The following is a 25,809-nucleotide window of genomic DNA, read 5'->3' on the forward strand; positions in this document are numbered from 1 at the left end:
GTCACTGACCGTCCGCTTTTGGTAGCGGACGTTCACGACTGACTGCTTTCGGCAGCCGCTCATGGAACTGCAGCTTTCGACCCATAGCCGGCAGCCAGGATGGTGGAGGTAATGACCTAGTCCCAGGACATCTGGCGGGCACTTATTCTTATCGCTGTATAACCGTGTGTGAGCTTTCTTTCTTAATGTCTCTGAGTTACATCGCCTGGACACTGTGATGTGACGCAGAATGTACCTTTTTCCACTCCATAATCGGTTGCTGCAGCGATCAATCACTACTTGTTTCCTTGTTCAGGAAGAGGACGAATGGCTACAGCTATTGCATTGGCCCAATAGTCGTTGAAACGGAAAACCGGACTTTCCATAAGGTAGTAACGTGAAGCGTGATACCCACCTGGTTGTGCTTTTGCTGTTGGTTATTGGTTGCTCCCTGGCGTCACTGACTGTCTGGAAGGTGTTGGCCTCTCGAGATCGAGCATTGGAGGAAGTGGATGTCCATGGCTTGAACCTTACCCAGGCGCTTGCTACTTACTCCGAAGGGATTGTCCGCCAAAGCTCGCTGCTTTTGCTCGGGCTTGTCGAACGCCTGGAAATCGAAGGTAGCGGACCTACGCAGATTCAGCGGCTGAGTGCATTGGTCGGTCGCCAAGAACCGTTGATGCCACAGCTCAGCGGTATCACGATCTACGATAATCAGGGACGCTGGTTGATGTCCTCCAACCGGCCGATTCCAGCCGGGGCGAACAGCTCTGATCGTGCCTATTTCATCCATCACCGCGACGATCCATCCCGTGAGACCTTTATCGGTCCGCCCATCCAGAGCCGTTCCAATCAGGAATGGGTGATCACCGTCAGCCGGCGTTTCAATGGTCCTGGCGGCGAGTTTGCCGGCGTGGTGGCGGTCACCTTGGGGATAGAAAACTTCCTGCGGTTGTTTGGAACGATCGACGTAGGGCAGGAGGGAGCTATCGGCTTGTCATAGACCGACGGTACGTTGCTGGTTCGCTATCCTTTCCGCAAGCAAGACATGGGGCGTAACTTTTCCAAGTCGCCTATCTACTCAAAGTATCTCCTCGACCGATCAGTCGGTACCGCGTCGTTTACCTCAAGCTTGGACGGTGTGGAGCGGCTCTACGCCTTCCGAAAGAGTGACCGGCTGCCGCTCATAACTACCGTGGCACTCGGCAAGCGCGAAGCCCTCGGCGCGTGGCGAACGGAGGCTCTGCTGTCGGCGGTAGTGGTGACGGGGCTACTGGGGCTTACCGGTCTCATCGGTTGGTTCTTGATCCTGGATATCCGTCGGCGCACCAAGGTAGAAGATAGGTTACGTGGAGCTCAGCAACAGTTGCTCTCATCCAATCGGCAGCTTGAGTTGCTTGCGATGAAAGATGCCCTGACCGGCCTGGCAAATCGGCGCTGCTTTGATGAGAGCCTTGCCATGGAGGCTCGGCGAGCACAGCGTGAGGGCTCGACGTTGGCATTGCTGATGATTGATATCGATTACTTCAAACGTTTTAACGACTCGCTCGGGCATGTGGCAGGAGATGCATGCCTGCAGACAGTCGGCAGAATTTTCGAGGCGTGTGTAAGGCGGCCGTCAGATCTGGTGGCACGTTATGGCGGAGAGGAGATGGGTATCATCATGCCTGACACCGACAGTGATGGTGCCGCGGTGGTGGCGCAACTTATCCTCGACCGTTTGAAGCATGAGAACATTGCGCACAACACCAGCCCGTTCGGACGGCTAAGTGTGAGCATTGGGATTGCTACAGCCACGGGGTCTCAACTGGACCATTTGCAAGGATTGATTGAGGTGGCAGATCAGGCTCTATATAACGCCAAGCAGTTCGGACGTAACCAGTTTGTGAGGGGGGCGATTGTGATATGAGTTCACAGTCGACTTCCTGTCAGATTGGAACTGCACCAATGGTCCTCCATATTTTAATGTGTCTGCTATTTGCGATGCTCATCGTTTGATAGGCCACATCTGCCAGAATTGCTGGCGGTTTTGTGGGTTCCTTGAATGCCTACTCTTGGCCGATTGCCGTCCGCCAGAGCTCACTCCGGCGACATGAGGACGGCCAGGGTTAGTTTGATGAACTCCTCATTCTTGTCGATCGTATATAGGTATATAGGGCGCCGCGCACGTTATCGGCAACATCGCCCGATCCGCGCTGTTCGACCCAGTTGGACAGTTCAAGGATGGCGGCCTCAAGAGCCGGTTGATTTTCGTTTATTTTGTAGAGCAGGGAAGGGAGTAAGTCTGAATTTGGCATCGTGAATCCTCAGTGGAGAGCTCAGAGTAGCAGCTGAAGATCACATGAAGATCACATGAAGATCAGCGCCTACGGAAGAAAATCCGCTCCGCAACCCAAAACTAGCTCTTTGAAAATCGTGGGGTTCAGGTCGATAAAAATCAGTAGCTTGCGGAACTGATCGCATGCTAAGCTATTGATCTACTTAGCTTTGTGGCGTGGATTGCAAATCCACCTACGCCGGTTCGATTCCGACCTCGGCCTCCACTTTAAACAAGCTCCGTAGATCGATGATTTACGGAGCTTTTTTATTTGCGTTGTCCTGCAAGATTTAGTCTTGAAATGGGCATTTGCAAACTTGCTTCACCGGGACGGGATGTATATATTTCGTCCTCTGCTGCACAGGCGTCAGAACTGACAGATCGTCATTTGTCAGCCATCAGACTGCCTGACCGCGCTACCGCCCGAATGGCGAAACTGGTAGACGCATGGGACTTAAAATCCCCCGCTCGTAAGGGCGTGCCGGTTCGATTCCGGCTTCGGGCACCATGAATATCAAAGGCTTGCGTGAGATACCTCACGCAGGCCTTTTTCATTTTTACCTGGCTATTTTTCGAAGTGTTCTGCGAACGATCACTTTGCCGACTTCATCTTCTTGCGAGGCCCAGGATGGCATGGAAGACACTTAAGTACCTGATGGTATCGGGCATCGTTCTGGCGAGTGCGGCCTACGCGTCAAGGTATGCGTACTTCAATTACTACATGGAGTACCAGGCTAAAAACCTTGTCAGGGATTATCTGAAAGACCCTCAATCCGCGGTGTTCAGGAACATTGACTCCAGGCACCAGGTATTTTGCGGCGAGGTGAACAGCCGAAACAGCTTCGGGGGAATGGTCGGTTTTTCAAGGTTCATCGCACTTCCTCGCGAAAGCAGAGTTTTACTGGAGGAAGAGTTTGAAAGCCGAAACGCTGGGGAATTGTTTGAGCAGTCGTGGAGGCTGACCTGCGAACCGGCTTGAGTGGGATTCTTACCGTAATTTATAAAATCAAGGGTTTGCGAGCGAAAGCTGATGCAAACCCTTGTTTGTTTCCGGTCAACTATTTTCACTTGCCGCTTTTGTCAGCAGGCTGATTCGCCTTGCGTCGATCAGCGCCGGAAGGGTTGCCGGTGTCAACGAGCCTTCTTTCTCGCAATATATTTTGCAATGCCTGACGAGCTGCCGGATCAAGCTGATGTTCTCTTGCTTTGAGCTCCAGCAAGATCGGGCTGGACCAGCGGCAGTATTCTTCTTCCGCCTCACGGATCGTCGTCATTTACTCCTCCTTGATCAGGCGCCTGCCCACATCGTCGGGGCAGAATCGATGCGATAGAAACCCTAGCTGAGGAAAACGCTTATCGCCAAAAATGAAATGGCACACAACGCTATGGAAGTTATCGCCAAAAATGAAATGGCACACAACGCTATGGAAGTTATCGTCGAATAATCTATTCGGCTGTTCTCAACCCCAGACACCCGTAGCCGCCGTGCGTCGAACAGAGTGAAATCGCCGAAACGAGAAATCATGGGGCCAGCGGCTGAGCCAAGTGAACGCGCTTCAGCCGCCGAACCTGTCTGTTAAACGAATGGTTGACCGCTAAAACCACGGGGCAACCGTTGCAGCCCGGCCATGGCGGTAAGTCGCTCGACCCATGCTGCGCGCCAGTCATTGGCAGCGTGAGTGGCTTTGGCTTTGCGTGCGGCGCGGCGTGCCGCGTTGCGTTGGTCTTTGCGTGCATCCTTGTATGCATCGGTGTTTCGGCAACTTCTGCATTTCACTCGGTTCAGTTCAGTGGTTGAGGTGAGCTTGCTGCCTTTGTGGCCGCAGGCCAGATGCCCGGCAACTTTGAAGTGAGTAACCATCAGACGCCTCCTTCGTGACGTGTGACTGTTTGACCTCACGCGAGTGATGGCGTTCGTTGAGCGCAGGCGAGCAAAAAGAAGGCCCGCATGCGGGCGGGCCAAGGGATATTTCAAAAGGAGTAGGGCTACAGTAAGGCGTGAGTTGTGAAGGCTGTGTGAAATGACCGGGCAAAAAAAATCCCGGTACAGGGCCGGGTTTGGGATTCAGCGGCAGGTGATCAGGCAAGGACGCACCCGGTGACGATCATCGTCGCCGTTCATGCGTCCTGGCCGTGCGCTCGTGTCCGGAGTCCAGATCGAATCATCTGAACCGCGGCAGCGGCGGCTCGACAGGTTTGAGCGAAGACAGCGTGTTACGAATCAGCGGTGTGTCCTTCTCGATGTCGTTCAGGCGATCACGAATCCTGAGGGCAGTCGGGTGCCCGCCTTGATGATCGACCCAGTCGGCGATTTCCTTGCACGCTGCAGCCAAGCGAACCTGGCGCGAGTCGAGCAGGGTGAGCAGGGTGGTGATGGACTCTTTTTCGGACATGGCAAACACCTCCGTTCAAGAAACCTGGCAGTGGCAGCAAAAAGCCCGCTAGGAGCGAGCTTTCTGCCGATGGGTTCGCTGTTCCCTCAGCCATTTTTCAGTATAGACCCGGACTTCAGCCTTGTCGGGCCACCACTTGCGATCGGGCATTGAGTTGATCGCACGCGCGTTGGGCTTTTTCTTCAAGATCGTAGCCGTCACCGATGTAGCCGTTAGTCCGGGTATCGGTGATGCGATACCAGAAGGCGGCTTCAGGGGGCTGATGTTGGTCTTCGCCGGCTCGGCGGCCATAAACGATGATCTTGTTGCAGCGCTTGACAACGTAAATGTCTTCCATGGCTTCACTCGAAGCTAATTCATGTCACAACAACTATAGAAGCCATTGGTGATCGCGCAAAAAATGGACAGGTCAGTTCGTCGGTTGAGTTGCCTCGATCATCGTCTCCAAATACATCGCCAGCCCGACTTCCTCAGCCCTCAAACCTTTACGTGTTCTCGGGCGCGGTAACTCGGCCAATGCCCCATCAGGGGCCGTTACGGCCATTGACGCGTGCCAGCGGATTTACGCCAGCACCGCCACCGCTTTGATTTGCGCCCAGAGCTGTTGGCCGGGATGTACCTGCAACTGATCCCGGGAGTAGCGGGTGATTCGCGCCAGCAGCGGTGTGCCGGCCGCGTCCAGGCGGATCAGCACGTGGGCGGCGTTGTCTGCGCCCATTTCACTGATCACGGTCACCGGCAGACGGTTGAGGATGCTGCTTTGCTCGGCGCTGTGCAGGCTCAGGCTGACATCGCGCGCCTGAACCTTGCAACGCAAAGCCTGGCCGACGTCCATCGGCGTATGCGTCACGCGGATGTTCAAAGCGGTGCCTGGCAGTTGCAAGGTCAGCAACTGATAGTCGGCGTCATAGGCACTGACGTGGCCCTCGATCACCACGCCGGCGTCATCGCCCAAGGCCAAAGGCAAATCGAGCCGGGCCAGCGTTTCGCCGATAGGGCCACTGGCCAGGGCTTTGCCGTTGCTGAGCAGGACGATGTGGTCGGCCAGCCGCGCCACTTCATCCTGGGAATGGCTGACGTACAGCACCGGGATGTCCAGCTCATCGTGCAGCCTTTGCAGGTAGGGCAGGATTTCGCTTTTACGTTGCGAATCCAGCGCCGCCAGCGGTTCGTCCATCAGCAACAGTTTCGGGCTGGTGAGCAGCGCGCGGGCGATGCCGACACGCTGTCGCTCGCCACCCGACAAGTGCTGCGGATGGCGGTCCAGCAGATGACCGATGCCCAACAGTTCCGTCGCGTGCGCCATGTCGACTCGGCGTTGTTGTCTGGGGATTCGTTTGAGGCCGAATTGCAGGTTCGCCAACACCGACAGGTGCGTAAACAAACTGGCTTCCTGGAAGACATAGCCGATCGCGCGTTTGTGCGGCGCTACGAAAATCTTCTTGTCGCTGTCCTGCCAGACTTCATCGTTGACCTGGATAAAGCCTTGTTCAGCCCGTTCCAGGCCCGCGATACAGCGCAAGCAAGTGGTCTTGCCCGAGCCGGAATGGCCGTAAAGCGCGGTGACGCCACGGCCGGGCAGTTGCAAGTCCACATTCAGGGCGAACCCCGAATACCTCAGTTTCAGACGTGTTTGAATCATCGATCAGCTCCAGCCCGCTTTGGTTTTACGGCTGGAGTACAGCGCCAGCAACACGGCAAACGAGAACACCAGCATCGCCCCGGCCAGCCAGTGGGCCTGGGCGTATTCCATGGCTTCGACGTGATCGTAGATCTGCACCGAGACCACGCGGGTCTTGTCGGGGATGTTGCCGCCGATCATCAGCACCACGCCAAACTCACCGACAGTGTGAGCGAAACCGAGAATCGCGGCGGTGATGAACCCCGGTCGGGCCAGAGGCAGGATCACGCTGAAAAAAGTGTCCCAGGGATTGGCGCGCAAGGTCGCAGCCACTTCCAGCGGGCGGGTGCCAATGGCAGAAAAAGCGTTTTGCAACGGCTGGACCACGAACGGCATCGAGTAGAGCACCGAGCCGATCACCAACCCGGCAAAACTGAAGGTCAGGGTGCCGAGCCCCAGCGATTGAGTGAAGTGGCCGATAAAGCCGTTAGGGCCCAGCGCCAGCAACAGATAAAAACCGATCACCGTGGGCGGCAGCACCAGGGGCAGGGCGACAATCGCCCCGACCGGGCCGCGCAGCCAGGATTGGGTGCGCGAAAGCCATAACGCAATCGGAGTGCCGATCACCAGCAGGATAACCGTCGTCAGGGACGCCAGTTTCAGGGTCAGCCAGATGGCGGAAAAATCGGCATTCGTCAGCGTCATTTAGAGTTGGTAACCGTAGGATTTGATGACAGCAGCGGCTTTCGGACCTTTGAGGTAGTCAACCAGCGCCTTGGCAGCCGGGTTGTCCTTGCCTTTGTTGAGGATCACCGCGTCTTGTTTGATCGGGTCGTGCAGGCTGGCCGGAACGATCCACGCCGAACCGCTGGTGACTTTGCCGTCTTTGTAGATCTGCGACAAGGCGACAAAGCCCAGTTCTGCGTTACCGGTTGAGACAAACTGATATGCCTGGGTGATGTTCTGGCCTTCAACGATCTTGTCTTTGACCTTGTCGGTCAGGCCCTGCTTGGCCAAAACCTGGGTGGCAGCCAGGCCATAAGGAGCGGCTTTCGGGTTGGCGATGGAGAGATGCTGATATTCGTTCTTTTTCAGCACGTCCCCTTTGGCATCGACGTAACCTTCCTTGGCCGACCACAACGCCAGGGTGCCAACGGCGTAAGTGAAGCGCGAACCCTTGACGATGTCGCCTTCGGCTTCGAGTTTTTGCGGGGTGGTGTCGTCCGCCGAGAGGAACACTTCGAACGGCGCGCCATTCTTGATCTGCGTATAGAACTGGCCGGTTGCACCGAAGGAAGTGACCAGTTTGTGCCCGGTGTCTTTCTCGAAATCGGCAGCGATAGCCTGGATCGGCGCGGTGAAGTTGGCCGCGACGGCGACCTGGACTTCGTCCGCCTGGGCCGCGCCAATGGCGAACACAGCGAGCAGGCTCGCCAGGCAAGTAGGGGCAAAACGTGAGGCACGAATGGTCATGAAACGGCTCCGTTGTAGGCAGGGACAGCGAGGGGTTAAAACGCTATATAGCGGAATATATAGCGAATTGCCTGCAAACGGAATGTGTTGATCTCGATTGCATTGCGGCGAAACGCCTCGCCACAGGTCTTGTGCCTAGCGGTGCAACAGTTTCGCCAAGCCGTCTTGGGCCAGACGCTGCGTCAATTCTGCTGTCGTCATCTCAACCCCCAACCTGAACGCCTGCCCGGCCCAGAGGTTGCTGAAATCCGCTTCGCCCTTTGCCCGCAATGGCATCAACGCCCCACCTGCCAACGGGAAGGCCGGTGCTTTATCGCAGATCGGTCCGAGTTCGCGCATCACGCGATTGAGAATCCCGCGTGCCGGGCGGCCGGTGAAAATGTTGGTGACGGCAGTCTCGCTTTCTTTGGCCGTGCGCAACGCCTTGTGATGAGAGGCGCTGACCTTGGCTTCCGGCGTAAACAAATACGCCGTGCCCACCTGCACCGCGGACGCGCCCAACAGAAACGCCGCCGCCACGCCCCGTGCATCGGCAATGCCGCCAGCGGCAATCACCGGCACTTTCACCGCGTCGACAATTTGCGGCAGCAGCGCGAACAGGCCCACCTGGCTGCTCAAATCGTCGCTGAGAAACATGCCCCGATGGCCGCCGGCTTCGTAACCCATGGCAATGATTGCGTCGCAGCCATGCTGCTCAAGCCAGACGGCTTCTTCGACAGTCGTTGCCGAAGACAGCACTTTCGCCCCGGTCGCCTTGACGCGATCCAGCAGGGACTTTTCCGGCAGGCCGAAGTGAAAGCTCACCACTTCGGGGCGACATTCTTCGATCACTTCACAGGTCGCGTTATCGAACGGCGCGCGATTGGACACGGGCGTCGGTGCATCGAAATCCACGCCGAGTTCGCGGTAGTAGGGTTCCAGCAGATTCTTCCAGTCCCGGGCACGTTGCCCGTCGGCAGCGGGCGGCTGATGGCAGAAGAAGTTGACGTTGATCGGGCGTTGAGTGTGTTGGCGAATGGTCTTCAATTCTTCGCGCAACTGTTCGGTGGTCAGCATGGCTGCGGGCATCGAGCCCAGGCCGCCGGCATTGCTCGCGGCGATCACCATGGCCGAACCGGTTGCGCCAGCCATCGGAGCCTGGATGATCGGCAGTTCGACCCCCAGCAAATCAATGATTCGGGTATCTGGCCATTGGCTCATTTCAAGGTTCTCCGGGTCATGACGGGGAAGGGCAGCAGAACGGGACTTGTATCAGCAAAGACAGGCGCAAGGCCAATCGGGTTTCAGGATGGGGCATTCCTGGATTGGCTTAAAGTCGGGTACGGCAAAAGGTTGCCGTGTGATATTCCAGTAGCACGACAACTGAATGATCTGACAGGAGACGACAATGTTCCAAGGCATTTTGATCGACAAAGACGACAGCGGTTACCGGGCCACACTGCAAGAGATCAATGACGATCAACTGCCCGAGGGCGATGTGACAGTGCGTGTGGCGTACAGCACGCTTAACTTCAAGGACGGTCTGGCGATCACCGGCAGCAGCCCGGTGGTGCGAAAATTCCCGATGGTGCCGGGCATTGATCTGGCGGGGACTGTCGAAGTCAGTGGGCATCCGGACTACAAGGTCGGTGATCAAGTCGTACTCAATGGCTGGGGGGTAGGTGAAGGGCACTGGGGCGGATTGGCACAGAAGGCGCGCCTGAATGGCGACTGGCTGATTCCTCTGCCTCGGGAATTCACCGCTGCCCAGGCAATGGCGATCGGCACGGCCGGTTACACGGCGATGCTGAGCATCCTGGCCTTGGAACATAACGGTGTGACGCCTGAGCAGGGTGACGTTCTGGTCACGGGCGCCAACGGTGGTGTCGGCAGTTTCGCCATCGCGCTGTTGAACAAGCTCGGCTACCGGGTGGTCGCGTCCACTGGTCGCACCTCCGAGCACGATTACCTCAAGCAATTGGGTGCCAGCGAAATCATCGACCGCGCGACCTTGTCCGAGCCGGGAAAACCACTGGCCAAGGAGCGTTGGGCGGCCGTGATCGACTCGGTCGGCAGTCACACCCTGGCCAACGCCTGTGGCAGTACGAAAGCCAACGGCACTGTCGCCGCGTGTGGTCTGGCGCAAGGCATGGACTTTCCGGCCTCTGTCGCCCCGTTCATTTTGCGCGGCGTGACCCTGGCCGGAATCAACAGCGTGACCCAACCCAAAGCCAAGCGGGTATTGGCATGGAACCGTCTGGCCAAGGATCTGGATTTTGCCTTGCTGCCGCTGATCAGCCACGAAATCGGTTTGAGTGAGGCGATCGATGCGGCACCGCGATTGCTCGCCGGTCAGTTGCGCGGCCGTGTGGTGGTGGATGTGAATCGCTGAAAGTAAAAATCGCAGCCTGCGACTGTCGCAGGCTGCGATCTTTTTATTTATTGGCTTTCGCGCTCCAACAACTGCCGCTTGCGCTCCACTCCCCAACGATACCCCGACAAGTTGCCGTCACTGCGCACCACGCGATGGCACGGGATCGCCACCGCCAGGCTGTTGGCGCCGCAGGCCTGGGCCACGGCGCGCACCGCTTTCGGCGAGCCGATGCGCTGCGCGATGTCGGCGTAGCTGGCGGTGCTGCCGACAGGAATCTCCCGCAGGGCTTGCCAGACGCGCTCCTGAAACGCCGTGCCGCGCACATCCAGAGGCAAGTCCAGGCCGATGGCCGGCGCTTCGATAAACCCGACAACCTGGGCGATCAACTGCTCGAACCCGTGGTCGGCGCCGATCAGGTTGGCCCGCCGAAACTTGTCCTGCAGGTCGCACACCAGTTGGTGCGGATCATCACCCAGCAGAATCGCGCACACCCCGCGTTCGCTTTGCGCCACCAGAATCGCCCCTAAAGAACACTGGCCGACGGCAAACCGAATGTCGTTGTTCTGGCCTTCGGCGCGGTAGTCGCCAGGTTTCATCCCCAACAATTGATCCGCCGCCTCATAAAATCGGCTATTGGAATTGAAACCGGCGTCATACAAGGCATCGGTCACCGAGCCTCCATCGATCAAACGTTGGCGAACCTTGCGTGAACGATGGGCCGTGGCGTAACCCTTGGGCGTCAGCCCGGTCACGGCTTTAAACACTCGGTGAAAGTGGAAGCTGCTCAGGCCCGCCACGTCGGCCAGTTCACTCAGTGCTGGCAGATGCTCTGCGGTCTCGATCTGACGGCACGCGGCGGCCACCGTTGCGGCATGTTGCGCGGCGACGTCACTTTGATCCTTCGCCGCGCGTTTGCTCGGGCGGTAACCGGCCGCCTGGGCTTGCTCAGCGGTGTCGAAGAATTCGACATTCTGCGGCTTGGGCAAACGCGCCAGACTGCTGGGGCTGCAATAGATGCCGGTGGTTTTCACGGCATACACAAACTGCCCGTCTGCGCGGGGATCGCGTGCGACGACGGCGGCCCAGCGCGGATCGTTTTCGGTGGCGATTCTTGTCGATTGGCGTGTCATGGCTTCTTGTCCGTTGACCTGTTTGATTCAGATTATCCAGCCGGCGCAGTCGTCGCACTCCGGGGCTTGCGGTCAAATTCGAAGATTCATTTTGCGGTACGAAACGTGAAGTTGATCCGTTGCTCGCCCATTCGCGGGTGCTGACCGTCCTTGATCGGCAAGACACCGTGATAACGCAAGCGATCAACGCCGCCCCAGACTACGATATCGCCGTGCAACAGTGGCACTCGCTGGCTTTTATCGCTGCGTTCAAACCCGCCAAACAAGAACATCGCCGGCAAGCCCAGGGAGACCGAAACGATCGGCGCCGCGTAGGACGCTTCATCCTTGTCTTGATGTAATGACATTTTGGCGCCGGGGACATAACGGTTGATCAGGCACGAATCGGGTACGAAATCAGCAAAACCGGCTTCGCGCGCCGCCGCTTGTGCGAGCGCCAAAAACACTGCGGGCATAGCCGGCCAGGGCGCGTCGGTTTGCGGATCATTGCGGGTGTAGCGGTAACCGCTGCGGTCGGTGGTCCAGCCCCAGGTGCCGCAACTGCTCATGGCTGCCGACATGATGAAGCCGCCGGGCGTGACCATCTGCCGAAACGGCGCGGCGGCCAGAACCGCTTCCAGTGCAGGCAGCAAACGATCCAGCCAGGGCAGGGCAAAGCCTCTCAGTACGCAGGATTGTTCGCCGATCTGCTCGCGCCGAGGTAGCTGCTCGGGCTCGGCGTCGGCAAACAGGTCGAATGTGCTCGGGTTCATGGGGTCATGTCGCATCGTGAAAGATGATTCCAAGGGTATGCCGTTTTCCGCTGTGCAGGCGACTCACCCCATGGCGCAACGTGACCCGGTAGAAACCGCGAACGCCTTTGACTGGTCGTTGGTTGACGGCAAAGATCAGCCCGTCACCTTTCTTCAGGTCAATCACCTGGGGACGAGACTGCATCCGTGGCCGTTGCTCGGTCAGTACAAACTCGCCGCCGCTGAAATCTTCGCCTGGCTCTGACAGAAGAATCGCCACTTGCAGTGGAAAAACGTGTTCACCGTACAGATCCTGATGCAGGCAGTTGTAGTCCTGTGGCCCATATTGCAGCAACAACGGCGTAGGGCGCTCCTGACCGGCGGCATGACAGCGCTCAAGGAACGCCTCGTGCCCGGGAGGGAAACGGATCGGCAAGTCCATCTGCTCGTACCAGCGATTGGCAATCGGCACCAGTCGCGGGTAAAGCGCATTGCGCATTCGGCAGACGAGATCCGGTAGCGGATAGCGGAAGTATTTGTACTCGCCGCGGCCAAAGCCGTGGCGGGCCATCATGACCTGGGAGCGGAAAGGCTCTGGTTTTGCATAGAGCGCGCTGATTTCGTCACACTCTTCGGCACTCAGCAATGACCGGATGATGGCGCAGCCATCCTGATCGAGTTGCTGGTACAGGCTGTCCCAGTCGAGTGCATCGAGCGTACGCTCGTTAAACATGTGCTGACTCCTTAACCCAGGGTTGAGGTGGCCAGTCTAGGGAGCGCTGCCGTCGTGAACACTCCGGCGCTTGCGGTCAAATTCAACGGACGGAGCAGACATCCCGGTTGTCGCTCCGAATCCCGTTACAGCGCTTTGCTGACGCTGATCTCGCTGATGACGTCTTCGCCCTGGCCATGAATGGCGTCCAGCGCGGCTTTGGCTTCTGCTTCGGTGCCGTTTTCGAGCTGGGCAAATTCGAAGCGGCGTTCGCCGTTGAGTTTGTATTTGATGACGTACTTGGTTGTTTGGGTCACGGTCATATCTGCCTGTGTTCGAGTCGGGCGGTGCTCAGCTCAGTTTCGTGGTGGAGCGGCGGATGATCTTGATCGAGTGGGACAAGGTCGGTTTGCGGGTCACGCTGATCGCCCGACGGTTGACGGTGTCGATGGTGATGTTCCAGAAACCGGTGCTTGGTGCAGTAATACGGGCCGGGAAGGTGTCGAATGCACCACCATGGTAAGTGTGACGGCCGCCATTTTTGAAGCTGCGGAAATTGGCGTCGTTCATCAAGCGGATGTTGCACATTTGCGAGCACTGGATGACGACGATGTCGTCTTCGTTGAGGTGCTCGCGCTGGTGGATAAATTTCATGAGGCGCCTCCAGAAGGGCTTTTTCTACAAAATCAAAACGATAGCATGGGCGATTGGCGCAGTTTATCAGCCCGAACGGGTTATTATCCGGTCGTCGGGCTCCGCTTTGACAATTAAAAACAGTTATTCGGAATTCTATGAGCGATAAAAGCAGTGGGCCTCGGAGAAAACCAGCATTTGTGCTGTCGGAGGGGCTTTATCGGAGGTTTTTTATGAAGTGGGGTGCGTGGGTTTTGCCATTGGCGTTGGCGATGAGTGGTTGTGCGAGCGTCTCGGAAATCAACGAATCGCTGCCCACCATGAGCGTGATTTCAGGCAAGAAGCCCCATGAGTACGCACAATGCCTGACCGAAAAACTGGCCAGCAGTCGCGGCGCCCTGCAAGTCGAGCCACAGGGCAAAGACGGTGTGCGGGTCATTGTGCCGCAGAAGTTCTCCTCAGGTCCGGCCGCTGTATTTGATATCGAAGAACGCTCCAGTGGCAGCAGCATCAAGCTGCATGAGCGCATCTCCAATGTGCCGTTACGCCCCATGGATGTGCGCGATGCCGCCACGGCGTGCATTTCCGGCTGATAGACTGGCGACAGTCAGCATCGATGCCGTCAAAGCAACGCTTTGGCGGCATTGTCATTTCTGGAGTCGAGCATGAAGCGAGAGCAGGTACGGGAACGGCACGCAGAGGGTCACATCTCTGCTACCCATGTGATTCAAAATCCGGCTGATCCGGGGGAATGGATCGTGTTTTTCAAGAAAAGCGCCGGGCGCAGCTATTTTCTGGTGGACGATAACGATGAAGTCGAATCCTTCAGTCGTCTCGACGATCTGATCGAGACCGTGCGCGGTCTCGGGATCAAGTTCGCCGAAATTCACATGTAGGGCAGGGCGCCTTACTTGCAGACCACCACGACGCTGCGGTTTTTGTAGTTGCCTACGTCGACGCCGAGGGTCTTGTCGCTTTCCTTGGTTGACGGGGTTCCGTCGGTGCCGACGATTCGATAGCCGGTGCCGGCGCAGGAGGCATCGGCCTTTTCATAGCAGGAGGCCCACGAATTGGCTTCGCCGGAGCAGTCGATGGACAGGCCTGTTTCGCCATTGCCCAGGTAAGTCTTTTCAGAGGTGGCGCAGCCACTCAGGGCCAATATCGCAATCAAAGGCAAAAATCTATTCATGTCGTGGTCGTCGTCAGGGTGATGGGGCCAAGCCTGTGACAGCGCCGGCATCAAAAGGTTATAGCGAAAGGCCACTTCGTTTCATCCAATCACAAAAAAGCCCTGCGCGAGGCAGGGCTTGGTCATGCAAATCGGCTCCGGATCAGGACTTGTCCTTGCCGCGACGCTTCGGCTCCGGGTGTTCGAGTTCCAATACAGACGCCACTTCAATCGCCAACGCTTCAGTCGGGAATGGCCCGGCGATATTCTCGCCGCCGACGCTGGCTACCCACCACTGGCCGTCTTTCGCCTGATTGATCAGGAACCCGTTGACACTTTTTGCTACCGACATCTATCTGCCTCGTTGGCTGGTTCAATTGCGCAATGATAACGCCAAACGCACGCAACCGGTGTTGATGGGTGTAGGGTGGGTGCGATTGCATGCTCGGTTGTCGCCTGTGCAGCCCCGAAAATCTGCTATCTATAAGAGGCATCGCGACGTTCTGCGGAACTATCCGCAAGAATATTTCTCTATGTTGGCATCGGTTAGCCAGTGCGGGGCATTGTAAGGTGCACGCCGCCTGATTAGACTGCGCCGAAACTCGTACACACAGCCCTTTCAAGGACTTTTATGATCAAGAAATGCTTGTTCCCAGCAGCCGGTTACGGTACTCGCTTCCTGCCAGCGACTAAAGCCATGCCCAAAGAAATGCTGCCGGTGGTAAACAAGCCACTGATCCAGTACGGCGTCGAAGAAGCTCTGGATGCCGGTTTGACCGAAATCTCCATCGTTACCGGTCGTGGCAAGCGCGCCCTGGAAGACCACTTCGACATCAGCTACGAGCTGGAAAACCAGATCAAGGGCACCGACAAAGAGAAATACCTGGTCGGCATCCGCAAACTGCTGGACGAGTGCTCTTTCTCCTACACTCGCCAGACCGAAATGAAAGGCCTGGGTCATGCCATCCTGACCGGTCGTCCGCTGATCGGCGACGAACCTTTCGCCGTGGTGTTGGCGGATGACTTGTGCGTCAACCTCGAGGGTGACGGCGTACTGACGCAGATGGTCAAGCTGTACAAACAGTACCGCTGCTCGATCATTGCGATCCAGGAAGTCGATCCGCAGGAAACCAACAAGTACGGCGTAATTGCCGGTGACCTGATCGGTGATGACCTCTACCGCGTTCGCAACATGGTCGAGAAACCAGCGCCTGAAGACGCACCGTCGAACCTGGCGATCATCGGTCGTTACATCCTGACCCCGGACATCTTCGACCTGATCAAGCAAACCGAGCCAGGCAAGGGTGGCGAGATCCAGATCACCGACGCCCTGATGAAGCAGGCGCAAAACGGTTGCGTCATTGCCTACAAATTCAAAGGCAAGCGTTTCGACTGCGGTGGTGCTGAAGGCTACATCGAAGCAACCAACTTCTGCTTCGAGAACTTCTACAAGACTGGCAAGGCTTACTGATAGCGTTTGACCTGCTTGTTTCTTAAAAGCCACCTTCGGGTGGCTTTTTCATTTTCCGGCCCCATATCGTTTGCAGCGCTTGCCCAACGGACGTCTGCGGGTATGCTGTTTGCCTGCCGAGGAGATTGAAAATGGCCTACGATTTTGACCTTTATGTGATTGGCGCCGGTTCCGGCGGTGTGCGAGCGGCGCGTTTTGCGGCCGGGTTTGGCGCGAAAGTGGCTGTGGCCGAGAGTCGTTATCTGGGCGGTACGTGCGTGAACGTCGGCTGCGTGCCGAAGAAGTTGCTGGTCTACGGTGCGCACTTCGCCGAAGACTTCGAGCAATCTTCGGGCTTTGGCTGGACGCCGGGCGAAGCACAGTTTGATTGGGCGACGCTGATTGCCAACAAGGATCGCGAGATCAATCGCCTGAACGGTATCTATCGCAACCTGCTGGTCAACAGCGGTGTGACCTTGCATGAAGGGCACGCAAAGATCATCGATCCTAATACGGTCGAGATTAATGGCGAGCGTTTTACTGCGAAGAACATCCTGATCGCCACGGGCGGCTGGCCGCAGATTCCGGAGATTCCGGGGCACGAACACGCGATCAGCTCCAACCAGGCATTCTTCCTCAAAGAGCTGCCAAAACGTGTGCTGGTTGTCGGTGGCGGTTACATCGCCGTTGAATTCGCCGGTATTTTCCACGGCCTGGGCGCCGAAACCACGTTGCTGTATCGCGGGGATCTGTTCCTGCGCGGTTTTGACGGCGCGGTGCGTAAGCACTTGCAGGAAGAGCTGACCAAGCGTGGCATGAACCTGCAATTCAATGCCGACATCGAGCGCATTGAAAAGCTCGCCGACGGCAGCTTGAAGGCAACGCTCAAGGACGGTCGCGAACTGGAGGCGGATTGCGTGTTCTACGCCACAGGCCGGCGTCCGATGCTGGACAACCTGGGGCTGGAAAACACTGGGGTCAAACTCGACAAGAAAGGCTTCGTCGAGGTCGATGAGCAATACCAGACCGCCGAGCCGTCGATCCTAGCGCTGGGCGATGTGATCGGCCGGGTTCAGCTCACGCCGGTTGCGCTGGCTGAAGGCATGGCCGTTGCGCGTCGCTTGTTCAAGCCTGAGCAGTATCGCCCGGTGGATTACAAGATGATCCCGACGGCCGTGTTCAGCTTGCCGAACATCGGCACGGTCGGCCTCACGGAAGAAGAGGCTCGCGAGGCCGGCCATGACGTGGCGATCTTCGAAAGCCGTTTCCGCCCGATGAAGCTGACCCTGACCGAATGTCAGGAGCGCACGCTGATGAAGCTCGTGGTGGACGGCAAAACCGACAAGGTGTTGGGTTGCCACATGGTCGGACCGGATGCCGGCGAGATCGTGCAAGGTCTGGCGATTGCCTTGAAGGCGGGCGCTACCAAGCGTGACTTCGACGAAACCATCGGCGTGCACCCGACGGCCGCCGAAGAGTTCGTCACCATGCGTACACCGGTCGCGGGTTAATCGGCCTTGGCTGCGTCTGGCGCTGTCGCAATGACCGCTGCCAGGCGCACGCTTTCATCGAGGCTCGCCTGAGTCTTCAGTAATTCAATTTCCAGCGCTTTGTTTATCTGCGACTGCTCCTCGACGTTCTGCTTCAGCGACTGGCTCTCCAGCAGTGCTGCGCGCAGGCGTTCCTGGAGGAGGGTGCGTTCGCTGTCGATCCGGTTGACCTGTTCCAGCAGTTGATCCTGGCGGGTATGGGTGTGCTTGAGCTGTTCTTGCAATAGGCTCAGCTCGCGCAGCGTGCCACGGTTTTCGGTCAGCAGGCGTTCGTTGTCGCGGTGCAATTGGGTGATTTCATCCTGACGCACCAGGGCGTTTTGCTGGGCCTGGCGCAACTCCATCTGAATCTGCTGCACCTGGCCCTCATGGCGGCTTTGTTCCTGCTCGCGCTGCTCTTTGACGGCGTTGCGATAGTGCTCCAGTGCGTCACGGGCGTGCAGGTGCTTTTCCTCAAGGGAGCGGATCTGCTCGTCCTTGTCTTGCAAGCGCAACTCGAAATCAGCGAGCGCCTGGTTCATTCCGGCGTTGCGGGTTTGCTCGGTCTGCAGCATCGACAGGGTGTTTTGCAGGGTGTCGGACTCCTGCGTCAGCGCCAGGGTTTGAATCTCGTACTGCTGCTGCAATTCGCTGTTGGCTTCCTGGGCGTCTGTCAGCTGGCTTTCCAGGTCTTTTCGTTGCTGTTCGAACTGCGCGCGTGCCTGATCGATGGGTTCCTGCGCCTGCTCTTTGAGCCGTTGCGCAAGGCGCGAGACCAACCCTGCCAGCTCGTCATCGATGGGTTCGGAGGAGGGCGCTGCCGGCTCGGCGCCGTCATCCAGCTCCTTCAAGTACCGGTGAATAGTGGTTTTCGAGCCGGTATTGCCCATTTCGATCCGTACTGCATCGATGCTGGGGTTTTCACCGCGAGCCAGAATTGCCAAGCGTGCCGCTTGCACCACTGCTTTGTTAACACCACCGCGTGCCATGAACTCTCCTACGATTTCGTACTGTGGTACATACCACTAAAGTACACAATGTACCACGCCAGCAAACAACATTAAATACACGAAGTATTCACGCGGGATATACTGGTATTGCCCCGTGTGACAGCGATCCTGAATTGTTCGCAGCTCCATTTCCGTACACAACCCTCCTGTAGGAGCGAGCCTGCTCGCGAAAAACCTCCAGGCACCGCGATCACTCAGGCAGTTAGCGTCATCGTTTACGTCCATCGCGAGCAAGCTCGCTCCTACAGGAGTCACCGCCATGAGCGATCTGGATCGTTACCTGCAAGCCGCCACGCGCGACAACACTCGCCGAAGCTACCGGGCGGCCATCGAACATTTCGAAGTCGATTGGGGCGGGTTTCTACCGGCCACGGCTGATAGCGTTGCGCGCTATCTGGTGGCGTATGCGGGTGAGTTATCGATCAATACGTTAAAGCTGCGGTTGTCGGCGCTGGCGCAGTGGCACAACAGCCAGGGGTTTGCCGATCCGACCAAGGCGCCCGTGGTGCGCAAAGTCTTCAAAGGCATTCGCGCGCTGCACCCGGTGCAGGAGAAGCAGGCTGAGCCATTGCAGCTTCAGCATCTGGAGCAAGTGGTGGCCTGGCTTGAGCACGAGGCACAAACCGCGAAATCAAAAGACGACCGACCGGCGCTGTTAAGAGCCCGGCGCGATAGGGCGCTGATCTTGCTGGGCTTCTGGCGCGGTTTCCGCAGCGACGAGCTATGCCGCCTGCAGATTGAACACGTGCAGGCCAGTGCCGGTTCAGGCATCACCCTGTATCTGCCTCGCAGCAAGAGCGACCGCGAAAACCTTGGCAAGACTTACCAGACACCGGCGTTGCAGCGATTGTGTCCGGTGCAGGCATACATCGACTGGATGACCGAGGCCGCATTGGTGCGCGGGCCGGTGTTCCGTGGCATCGACCGCTGGGGCCATTTGAGCGAAGAGGGCTTGCACGCCAACAGCATCATCCCGTTATTGCGCCAGGCACTGGAGCGCGCCGGCATTGCGGCCGAGCACTACACCAGCCATTCGTTGCGACGGGGTTTTGCCACGTGGGCTCATCAAAGCGGTTGGGATTTGAAATCGCTGATGAGTTACGTCGGCTGGAAGGATATGAAATCGGCCATACGTTACGTAGAAGCCAGTCCGTTTCTGGGGATGACGCGGATTTCGGAAAAGCCGTTGGCGCCCTAGATACCTTTTCCTTCTATTAATACTGTCTGCTAATAGCGAAAACCAATCAGCAGCATGAGGTTTGCCAATGAGCCATCCGTCCGTCGAGTGGGTAGAGTTCACTCCATCAACTTCTTAACCCCTGACGGAGAGTCAACGATGCCTATCATCAACAGCCAAGTTAAACCATTCAAAGCTGACGCATTCAAAAACGGCGACTTCGTAAAAGTCTCGGACGCTGACCTGAAAGGCAAGTGGTCGGTTGTATTCTTCTACCCAGCTGACTTCACCTTCGTTTGCCCGACCGAACTGGAAGACCTGGCTGACAACTACGACGCGTTCCAGAAACTGGGCGTCGAGATCTACAGCGTTTCCACTGACACCCATTTTGCCCACGCTGCCTGGCACAACACTTCGCCAGCCATCGGCAAAATCCAGTACACCATGATCGGCGACCCGACCCACGCTATCTCCCGCAACTTCGACGTACTGATCGAAGAAGCTGGTCTGGCTGACCGTGGCACCTTCGTGATCAACCCTGAAGGCCAGATCAAAATCGTTGAGCTGAACGATGGCGGCGTTGGCCGTGACGCTTCCGAGCTGCTGCGCAAAATCAAGGCTGCCCAGTACGTTGCTGCTCACCCAGGTCAGGTTTGCCCAGCCAAGTGGAAAGAAGGCGAGGCCACTCTGGCTCCGTCCCTGGACCTGGTCGGCAAGATCTAAGTCTGTGACACGCTTCAAAGGGCGGAACTCCGCACCTACTCAGTAAGCTGCACCGCCCAATAGAAAAGCCCGGGCGAGATTCGCTCGGGCTTTTTTTCGCCTCAAGAAAAGCAAAGGAAATCGCCCGTATGTTGGACGCCAATCTTAAAGCCCAGTTGAAATCGTACCTGGAACGGGTCACCCAGCCGATCGAGATCGTTGCATCCCTCGACGACGGTGCGAAATCCCGGGAAATGCTCGAACTGCTGAAAGACGTTGCCAGTCTTTCCAGCCAAATTACTTTGCTCGACAACGGTGACGACACGCGTAAACCATCGTTCTCGGTCAACCGCCCCGGTGCCGACATAAGCCTGCGTTTCGCCGGCATCCCGATGGGCCACGAATTTACCTCGCTGGTGCTGGCCCTGCTGCAAGTCGGTGGCCACCCTTCGAAAGCCAGTGCGGAAGTGATCGAACAGATCCGCTCGCTCAAAGGCCAGTTCAGCTTCGAGACTTACTTCTCGCTGTCCTGCCAGAACTGCCCGGACGTCGTTCAAGCGCTGAACCTGATGGCGGTGCTCAACCCGAACATCCGTCACGTCGCTATCGACGGCGCGTTGTTCCAGGCCGAAGTCGATGATCGCAAGATCATGGCGGTGCCAAGCATTTACCTGAACGGCGAGATTTTCGGCCAGGGCCGCATGGGCCTGGAAGAAATCCTCGCCAAGATCGACACCAGCGGTGCCGAGCGTCAGGCCGAGAAAATCAGCGCCAAAGAAGCTTTTGACGTGCTGGTGGTCGGCGGTGGCCCGGCCGGTGCTTCGGCAGCGATCTACGCGGCCCGTAAAGGCATTCGCACCGGTGTGGCAGCTGAACGTTTCGGTGGGCAGGTGCTGGACACCATGGCTATCGAGAACTTCATCTCCGTGCAGGAGACCGAAGGGCCGAAACTGGCCAGCGCGCTCGAAGAGCACGTCAAGCAATACGACGTCGATATCATGAACCTGCAACGGGCCACCGCGCTGATCCCGGCGAAGAATCCCGGTGAGTTGCACGAGGTTCGCTTCGAAAGTGGCGCGACCCTCAAGACCAAGGCGCTGATCCTTGCCACCGGCGCCCGCTGGCGTGAAATGGGTGTGCCGGGCGAGCAGGAATACAAGGCCAAAGGCGTGTGCTTCTGCCCGCACTGCGATGGTCCGCTGTTCAAAGGCAAGCGCGTAGCGGTGATCGGCGGCGGTAACTCCGGCGTTGAAGCGGCGATCGATCTGGCCGGTATTGTCAGCCACGTCACGCTGCTGGAATTCGACAGCAAGCTGCGCGCCGATGCGGTGTTGCAACGCAAGTTGTTCAGCCTGCCCAACGTCGATGTCATCACCAGCGCACTGACCAGTGAAGTGAAGGGTGACGGCCAGAAGGTGACCGGGCTGGTCTACAAGGATCGCGATTCGGGTGAGTTCAACACGGTGAACCTTGAAGGTATCTTCGTGCAGATCGGTCTGCTGCCCAACACCGACTGGCTCAAAGGCACCATCGAGTTGTCGCCTCGCGGCGAGATCATCGTCGATGCCCGTGGTGAGACCTCGATGCCGGGCGTGTTCGCCGCCGGTGACGTGACGACCGTGCCGTACAAGCAGATCGTGATTGCAGTAGGCGAGGGCGCCAAGGCTTCGCTGAGTGCATTCGATCACTTGATCCGGACATCGGCCCCGGCATAAACCGGACGCTGAAAACACAAAACCCCTGTAGGAGCGAGCTTGCTCGCGATGGACGTCAACGATACCGCTTGTTTCCTGATTTAACGCGGTGATTTGAAGTTCTTCGCGAGCAAGCTCGCTCCTACAGGGGCGTGTGTGTTTCAGAGTGGCGCTGGCTGGATGATCTCGACCCAGTAAGCATCCGGGTCCTTGATGAATGCCAGGCTCTTCATGCGGCCGTCGTTCAGGCGCTTCTGGAAATCGCAGCCCAGCGCTTCGAAGCGTTCGCACGCAGCGACGATGTCCGGCACCGAGATGCAGATGTGGCCGAAACCGCGCGGGTCGGTGTTGCCGTTGTGGTAGGCGAAATCCGCATCGTTTTCGGTGCCGTGGTTGTGGGTCAGCTCAAGGATGCCAGGGATCGACTTCATCCATTGGGTGCGGGCTGCGGCATCGGCCGGGATCTGGTTCTTGTCGACCAGCGCCAGGAAATACAGGCTGAACTCGGCTTCCGGGAAGTCGCGCTTTTCCACCAGCGAGAAACCGAGGACCCGCGTGTAGAAATCCAGGGACTTGGTGATGTCCTTGACCCGCAGCATTGTGTGGTTGAACACGAAGTTCTGCGTTGCGGTGTCAGGTTGGGCGGTGACGCCTGGGAAGGTGTTCAATTCGTGCAGGCTCATGGGCCCTCCGGAAAATAAGTGGGGCTAACGAATGGCGTCAATGATACGCAAGGGCGCAGGCATCACCAAACCCAAACCACCCGCTATTGCCTGACAGGCGGACGAGGCTCAGACTTTATCGCTCAATCCGTGAGTATTCATTGCAATGACCCGATCCTGTAAATCGCTGTTCGTTCTGATTTTCCTGCTGTCAGGCGTTACCTGTGCTCATGCGGATGCCCCGATCGTGACCTGGCCAGATGGCTGGGAAGTCGAAGCGACCCCGCCAGCTCAGGCTACGCCTCAAGTGTCCCGGCAGCGCGCGGTGAAAAACGATCAGGGCGGTGCGCCGTTGATGGTGATGGAGTTGACCATGACGACAGTGGAAAGCGGTCATCAGGTCAATCTGCAAGGTGTGCTGCTGGAAATGCGCAAGTCCGTGCAGAAGGACTTCTTTCAGGGCGGCTATCAAAGCGTGTGCAACAAAATCCATCCGGCAACGTTGAGCCGCCTGGCGGCACTGGAAACTACCTGCACCATTACACAGAACGGACGCCACGTGCTTTCGCAAACATTGGTCGCAGCGGTGGATGCCGATAAGGCTTATGTTCTTTCGTACGCAGGTCAGGCAGAGGCTTACAAGGCAAGCCTGGGTGAAATAGAGGCTGCTCGTAACAGCTTGAAACTTTAGTTGCTGGTTTGCACGGTCGTGCATTTCGCAATGTTTAGATACCCAAAGGGATTAAGCACAAAGTTAGTCGATATGTAGCGAATTGATCGATTTCAATCGTTGCATTTAACAGGTATCCATAAAAAAGCCCTGCTTGATGCAGGGCTTTTTTTGTCACCGCGAGTGCTTAGCCGCGAAGCCAGGAATCAACGGTGGATGCACCGTATTGTTCCTTCCAGGCTTTCAGACCGCGGTGGTTGCCGCCCTTGGTTTCAATCAGTTCACCGGTGTGCGGATTCTGATAAACCTTGACCACGCGAGCGCGGCGGGTTTTCGGCGCGGCGGCCTGCTGCAGGCCGGATTTTGCCGGGTTCGGATCGAGAATGGCGATGATGTCGCGCAAGCTCTTGCCGTAGGTTTTCATCAGCCCCTGGAGCTTTTCTTCGAATTCGATTTCTTTCTTGAGCCCGGCATCGTTCTTCAGGGATTCCAGCTGCTTGAGCTGCTCTTGAAGGGCTTTTTCAGCTGCACGAAATTCAGCGAGTCTGGACAATATCTTTACTCCAATAGTGTGTTTGGCTGAGACCAACCGCAAACAAAGCTATAAGCCAAGAGCCTTGTAGCGACTCGGTGATAGTGGCTCACCTGCCAATTTATAGCAGGCATGAAAAATTGTAGTAGTTAATGGGAAAAGAGTAAATCCTGACTTTTTCTTCATGTAACGAGAGTAGTCTTTTGATTCAATTTGGTGCGCATCGCCGTTGTCTCGTCGCTTAATGCCATTAGTTAATGGTGACTTAATGCCTTAATGAAGTCTCCACCGGTCATCGGCCGGCCGAACAGATATCCTTGCAGAAAGTTCACGCCATGGGCGGTGAGGTAGTCACTTTGCTCTTCGGTTTCCACGCCTTCGGCGACGATGCCCAGATCGAGCTTGGCGGAGAGTTCGATGATGGTGTCCAGAATGTGCCGGGAGAGGGCGTCGGCGCCGATCATGGCGACAAAACTCTGGTCGATTTTCAGGAAGTCGACATTGAACTGGCGCAGATAACCCAGGCTTGAGTGACCGGTGCCAAAGTCGTCGATGGCGATCATCACGCCCAGCGCGTGAAGTTGCTCGAACAACTGCAGCGTGATGGCGGTGGGCTCGATCAGTTCGCGTTCGGTCAGTTCCAATACCAGATGGATGGAGCCCGGTGCAAAGTTACTCAGAAATGCCCGGCAATCCTCGATCAGTTCCAAGTCCTTGCAGTGGCTGGCAGTGATGTTGATGCCCACGTGAAACGGGCTTTCGAATGAGGTCGACAAGGGCGCCAGCAACGCGGCGGTTTGCTGCATTAAAGAGCGGGTCATGGGCACGATAAGCCCAGAGTGCTCGGCGAACGGAATAAACAGATCGGGACGCACCAGCCCTTCCTTCGGGTGCTTCCAGCGCATCAGCACCTCGGTGCCTGACCATTTCTTGCTGTCGCCATGAACCACCGGCTGAAAGTAAGGAATGAACTCCGCCGCTTCCAGCGCACGGCGTAGCTCATGGCTTGGCGACGAAGAGCGCTTCTGCAGAAAGTGCCCGATGGAACCTGATACCACGCCGAAGAAGATCAGCAAGCTGAACAGCGGCGGATATTCGCTACTCATGTAGCGCCACGTTTCGCCTTCGGGAAATCCGGCCGTTACAGAGAACGCATAGCGCGAGGAACCGAGCCTGGTTTGCGCCACGGGCAAAGTGGGGAGGGGGTCTTGATGGAACTGGCCATCGGCGGTCAGCCAATGGGGGCCGACTTGCAGCATCAGTACTGTCGAGCGGCCGATCATGCGCAGTACGTTGCTCAAGTGATAACCGTCCAGCGTGCTCAGCGCGCCCTTTTTTCCTTCGCCGATGCGGTACACCAACACCGCGGAATCGGGCGTGACCAGATTGCCTTTCATCAGTTGCAACGTGCCGTTGCTGTAGTCGCCCGCCTCGATTTTTTCGCGAAAGTCGCCGAACAAAGAACTGCAATAATTGGTGTCGTCCCACACCAGATTGGTCGAGCGCACAAACGGGCGGCGGGTGACTTGCTCGCGTAAGGCCAGATTGACGTCAATACAACTTTTCCCGGCCAGCGGCAGCAATTCGCGTGCGGCCTGCGCGGTGTTGTCGAGCATCAGTTCGAATTGGCGGATGGCTTCTTCGGCGGTCAGTCGGGTGCTTTGCTCAAGCGCGCGCTCAGCTTGCAGGTAAAGAATGGCGAACCCGAGCAACATCGGGAGCAAACCACTCAATACGGTGACAATAATTCGTCTGCCGCGTTGGCGGCGGGTTTTTACAGTCAGTGGCATTTGCGAAACCTGTAGCGATGAAATAGGGCTCTCAAATGCAGGCAGGACAACGGCACGCCTCCCCAAAAGAGTTCGGTCAGAGG

At 57.3% G+C, this 25,809-nt stretch carries 29 protein-coding genes, 1 tRNA gene and 3 pseudogenes; 12 read left to right on the forward strand and 21 right to left on the reverse strand.

Going from position 1 to position 25,809, the window contains the following annotated elements:
* The first annotated feature begins 376 nt into the window (after positions 1-376).
* Positions 377-1,888: pseudogene (locus PMI32_RS0128960) on the forward strand (sensor domain-containing diguanylate cyclase).
* A 170-nt stretch (positions 1,889-2,058) separates the two neighbouring features.
* On the opposite strand, the pseudogene PMI32_RS30690 reads toward PMI32_RS0128960, so the two are convergent.
* Positions 2,059-2,276 (reverse strand): annotated as a pseudogene (locus PMI32_RS30690) (hypothetical protein).
* A gap of 441 nt (positions 2,277-2,717) precedes the next feature.
* Here PMI32_RS30690 and PMI32_RS10820 point away from each other — a divergent pair.
* Both PMI32_RS10820 and PMI32_RS10815 read left to right on the forward strand, forming a co-directional pair.
* Positions 2,718-2,804 (forward strand) — tRNA-Leu (locus tag PMI32_RS10820).
* Between the two features lie 120 nt (positions 2,805-2,924).
* Positions 2,925-3,275 carry a hypothetical protein gene (locus PMI32_RS10815; RefSeq protein ID WP_008031033.1) on the forward strand — a complete coding sequence of 117 codons (351 nt, stop codon included), beginning with the start codon at positions 2,925-2,927 and terminating at the stop codon, positions 3,273-3,275.
* A gap of 85 nt (positions 3,276-3,360) precedes the next feature.
* Here PMI32_RS10815 and PMI32_RS10810 read toward each other — a convergent pair whose 3' ends face one another.
* The 9 genes and pseudogenes from PMI32_RS10810 to PMI32_RS10775 all read right to left on the reverse strand — a co-directional run bounded on the left by PMI32_RS10810 (position 3,361) and on the right by PMI32_RS10775 (position 8,983).
* A complete protein-coding gene (locus PMI32_RS10810) occupies positions 3,361-3,570 on the reverse strand; it encodes a hypothetical protein (protein WP_008031035.1) in 210 nt (69 codons plus the stop codon).
* 302 nt (positions 3,571-3,872) lie between these two features.
* The gene (locus PMI32_RS10805) at positions 3,873-4,157 is read right to left on the reverse strand and encodes a hypothetical protein (protein ID WP_008031038.1); all 285 of its coding nucleotides are present in this window, start codon (positions 4,155-4,157) and stop codon (positions 3,873-3,875) included.
* Positions 4,158-4,458: 301 nt separating this feature from the next.
* Positions 4,459-4,689: a hypothetical protein gene (locus PMI32_RS10800; RefSeq protein WP_008031039.1), complete on the reverse strand. Its 231-nt coding sequence runs from the start codon at positions 4,687-4,689 to the stop codon at positions 4,459-4,461.
* A gap of 115 nt (positions 4,690-4,804) precedes the next feature.
* Positions 4,805-5,026 carry a hypothetical protein gene (locus PMI32_RS10795; protein WP_008031042.1) on the reverse strand — a complete coding sequence of 74 codons (222 nt, stop codon included), beginning with the start codon at positions 5,024-5,026 and terminating at the stop codon, positions 4,805-4,807.
* 72 nt (positions 5,027-5,098) lie between these two features.
* Positions 5,099-5,212, reverse strand: a pseudogene (locus tag PMI32_RS30695) (DNA topoisomerase IB); the annotation flags it as partial.
* 39 nt (positions 5,213-5,251) lie between these two features.
* Positions 5,252-6,331 carry a molybdenum ABC transporter ATP-binding protein gene (gene modC, locus PMI32_RS10790; RefSeq protein ID WP_008031044.1) on the reverse strand — a complete coding sequence of 360 codons (1,080 nt, stop codon included), beginning with the start codon at positions 6,329-6,331 and terminating at the stop codon, positions 5,252-5,254.
* A gap of 3 nt (positions 6,332-6,334) precedes the next feature.
* Positions 6,335-7,015, reverse strand: a complete 681-nt coding sequence (modB, locus tag PMI32_RS10785) for a molybdate ABC transporter permease subunit (protein ID WP_008031046.1) — start codon at positions 7,013-7,015, stop codon at positions 6,335-6,337.
* Positions 7,016-7,783 carry a molybdate ABC transporter substrate-binding protein gene (gene modA, locus PMI32_RS10780; RefSeq protein WP_008031048.1) on the reverse strand — a complete coding sequence of 256 codons (768 nt, stop codon included), beginning with the start codon at positions 7,781-7,783 and terminating at the stop codon, positions 7,016-7,018. It lies immediately after the preceding gene.
* A gap of 135 nt (positions 7,784-7,918) precedes the next feature.
* Positions 7,919-8,983, reverse strand: coding sequence for an NAD(P)H-dependent flavin oxidoreductase (locus PMI32_RS10775; RefSeq protein ID WP_008031050.1), 1,065 nt, complete (start codon positions 8,981-8,983; stop codon positions 7,919-7,921).
* A 187-nt stretch (positions 8,984-9,170) separates the two neighbouring features.
* Between PMI32_RS10775 and acuI the strand changes: the two genes are divergently transcribed.
* Entirely contained in the window at positions 9,171-10,154 is a 984-nt protein-coding gene (acuI, locus tag PMI32_RS10770) for an acrylyl-CoA reductase (NADPH) (RefSeq protein ID WP_008031053.1), read from the forward strand.
* Between the two features lie 47 nt (positions 10,155-10,201).
* Here acuI and ada read toward each other — a convergent pair whose 3' ends face one another.
* The 5 genes from ada to PMI32_RS10750 all read right to left on the reverse strand — a co-directional run bounded on the left by ada (position 10,202) and on the right by PMI32_RS10750 (position 13,363).
* Positions 10,202-11,266 (reverse strand): bifunctional DNA-binding transcriptional regulator/O6-methylguanine-DNA methyltransferase Ada, encoded by a 1,065-nt coding sequence (ada, locus tag PMI32_RS10765; RefSeq protein WP_008031054.1) that lies wholly within the window; start codon positions 11,264-11,266, stop codon positions 10,202-10,204.
* Positions 11,267-11,352: 86 nt separating this feature from the next.
* Positions 11,353-12,033, reverse strand: a complete 681-nt coding sequence (gene alkB / locus PMI32_RS10760) for a DNA oxidative demethylase AlkB (protein WP_032828873.1) — start codon at positions 12,031-12,033, stop codon at positions 11,353-11,355.
* Positions 12,023-12,730: a 2OG-Fe(II) oxygenase gene (locus PMI32_RS10755; protein WP_008031058.1), complete on the reverse strand. Its 708-nt coding sequence runs from the start codon at positions 12,728-12,730 to the stop codon at positions 12,023-12,025. The genes alkB and PMI32_RS10755 overlap by 11 nt, the downstream gene beginning before the upstream one ends.
* A gap of 125 nt (positions 12,731-12,855) precedes the next feature.
* Positions 12,856-13,026, reverse strand: a complete 171-nt coding sequence (locus tag PMI32_RS30405) for a hypothetical protein (RefSeq protein WP_162130704.1) — start codon at positions 13,024-13,026, stop codon at positions 12,856-12,858.
* Between the two features lie 34 nt (positions 13,027-13,060).
* Entirely contained in the window at positions 13,061-13,363 is a 303-nt protein-coding gene (locus PMI32_RS10750) for a DUF1883 domain-containing protein (RefSeq protein ID WP_008031060.1), read from the reverse strand.
* 212 nt (positions 13,364-13,575) lie between these two features.
* On the opposite strand from PMI32_RS10750, the gene PMI32_RS10745 reads away from it, so the two are divergent.
* Both PMI32_RS10745 and PMI32_RS10740 read left to right on the forward strand, forming a co-directional pair.
* Entirely contained in the window at positions 13,576-13,935 is a 360-nt protein-coding gene (locus PMI32_RS10745) for a hypothetical protein (protein ID WP_008031063.1), read from the forward strand.
* A gap of 72 nt (positions 13,936-14,007) precedes the next feature.
* A complete protein-coding gene (locus PMI32_RS10740) occupies positions 14,008-14,238 on the forward strand; it encodes a hypothetical protein (RefSeq protein ID WP_008031064.1) in 231 nt (76 codons plus the stop codon).
* An 11-nt stretch (positions 14,239-14,249) separates the two neighbouring features.
* On the opposite strand, the gene PMI32_RS0128965 is transcribed toward PMI32_RS10740, so the two are convergent.
* Together PMI32_RS0128965 and PMI32_RS10735 are read right to left on the reverse strand one after the other, a co-directional pair.
* Entirely contained in the window at positions 14,250-14,531 is a 282-nt protein-coding gene (locus PMI32_RS0128965; protein WP_008036896.1) for a hypothetical protein, read from the reverse strand.
* Between the two features lie 142 nt (positions 14,532-14,673).
* Positions 14,674-14,862: a hypothetical protein gene (locus PMI32_RS10735; RefSeq protein WP_008031068.1), complete on the reverse strand. Its 189-nt coding sequence runs from the start codon at positions 14,860-14,862 to the stop codon at positions 14,674-14,676.
* 279 nt (positions 14,863-15,141) lie between these two features.
* Here PMI32_RS10735 and galU point away from each other — a divergent pair, with 279 nt between their 5' ends.
* Both galU and gorA read left to right on the forward strand, forming a co-directional pair.
* Positions 15,142-15,981, forward strand: a complete 840-nt coding sequence (gene galU, locus PMI32_RS10730; RefSeq protein ID WP_008031071.1) for a UTP--glucose-1-phosphate uridylyltransferase GalU — start codon at positions 15,142-15,144, stop codon at positions 15,979-15,981.
* A 131-nt stretch (positions 15,982-16,112) separates the two neighbouring features.
* On the forward strand, positions 16,113-17,471 hold the full coding sequence (gene gorA / locus PMI32_RS10725; RefSeq protein ID WP_008031072.1) for a glutathione-disulfide reductase: 1,359 nt from the start codon (positions 16,113-16,115) through the stop codon (positions 17,469-17,471).
* Here gorA and PMI32_RS10720 read toward each other — a convergent pair.
* Positions 17,468-18,478 carry a DNA-binding protein gene (locus PMI32_RS10720; protein ID WP_008031075.1) on the reverse strand — a complete coding sequence of 337 codons (1,011 nt, stop codon included), beginning with the start codon at positions 18,476-18,478 and terminating at the stop codon, positions 17,468-17,470. The genes gorA and PMI32_RS10720 overlap by 4 nt on opposite strands.
* Positions 18,479-18,758: 280 nt before the next feature.
* Between PMI32_RS10720 and PMI32_RS10715 the strand changes: the two genes are divergently transcribed.
* The 3 genes from PMI32_RS10715 (at position 18,759) to ahpF (ending at position 22,093) form a co-directional block, all read left to right on the forward strand.
* Complete coding sequence (locus PMI32_RS10715) at positions 18,759-19,697, forward strand: site-specific integrase (RefSeq protein WP_008031077.1); 939 nt, start codon at positions 18,759-18,761, stop codon at positions 19,695-19,697.
* A gap of 138 nt (positions 19,698-19,835) precedes the next feature.
* Positions 19,836-20,399 (forward strand): alkyl hydroperoxide reductase subunit C, encoded by a 564-nt coding sequence (ahpC, locus tag PMI32_RS10710; protein ID WP_007975937.1) that lies wholly within the window; start codon positions 19,836-19,838, stop codon positions 20,397-20,399.
* A gap of 128 nt (positions 20,400-20,527) precedes the next feature.
* Entirely contained in the window at positions 20,528-22,093 is a 1,566-nt protein-coding gene (ahpF, locus tag PMI32_RS10705) for an alkyl hydroperoxide reductase subunit F (protein WP_008031079.1), read from the forward strand.
* Positions 22,094-22,233: 140 nt separating this feature from the next.
* Here ahpF and gloA read toward each other — a convergent pair whose 3' ends face one another.
* Entirely contained in the window at positions 22,234-22,755 is a 522-nt protein-coding gene (gene gloA, locus PMI32_RS10700) for a lactoylglutathione lyase (RefSeq protein WP_008031081.1), read from the reverse strand.
* A 145-nt stretch (positions 22,756-22,900) separates the two neighbouring features.
* Between gloA and PMI32_RS10695 the strand changes: the two genes are divergently transcribed.
* Positions 22,901-23,425, forward strand: coding sequence for a DUF4946 domain-containing protein (locus PMI32_RS10695; protein ID WP_008031082.1), 525 nt, complete (start codon positions 22,901-22,903; stop codon positions 23,423-23,425).
* Between the two features lie 166 nt (positions 23,426-23,591).
* Here the strand turns inward: PMI32_RS10695 and PMI32_RS10690 are convergent, their stop codons facing one another.
* Together PMI32_RS10690 and PMI32_RS10685 are read right to left on the reverse strand one after the other, a co-directional pair.
* On the reverse strand, positions 23,592-23,957 hold the full coding sequence (locus PMI32_RS10690; RefSeq protein WP_008031084.1) for a histone-like nucleoid-structuring protein, MvaT/MvaU family: 366 nt from the start codon (positions 23,955-23,957) through the stop codon (positions 23,592-23,594).
* A 233-nt stretch (positions 23,958-24,190) separates the two neighbouring features.
* A complete protein-coding gene (locus PMI32_RS10685) occupies positions 24,191-25,726 on the reverse strand; it encodes an EAL domain-containing protein (RefSeq protein WP_008031085.1) in 1,536 nt (511 codons plus the stop codon).
* Positions 25,727-25,809: the final 83 nt, after the last annotated feature.

It is taken from the genome of Pseudomonas sp. GM60 (assembly GCF_000282415.1).
GTDB classification, from domain to species: Bacteria; Pseudomonadota; Gammaproteobacteria; order Pseudomonadales; family Pseudomonadaceae; genus Aquipseudomonas; species Aquipseudomonas migulae.